Genomic DNA, 378 nt, shown 5'->3' on the forward strand with positions numbered 1-378 from the left:
GCGTTTCGGGTTAGAACCCGAAACGCCACTCACGACCACCTGTACCGAACGGCCACCTACGCCTTACCTCTCACGCGGGTTGACCGCTCAGCGCGTGCCGAATGTCGACGATGGAGGAATCGGGACGTTGAGTGTCCCGATTCCTCCATCGTCGACAGGACGTTCCGTCTCGGTGCTCGATCAAGCACCCACCACCGCCGAGCAGGAGGATCCCGGACGGTCAACGTCCGGAACCCTCCCCGCCCCCACACCACCCAGCACGACAGCAGGGGCGCCCTGGGTCACCGTGGTGGGGGGGGGGGGGGGGGGGGGGGGGGGGGGGGGGCGGGCCCCACCCCCCCCACCCCACACCACATAACCCGCGCCGTCTCTGTTTTT

The organism is Amycolatopsis sp. NPDC041971, from assembly GCF_055588925.1.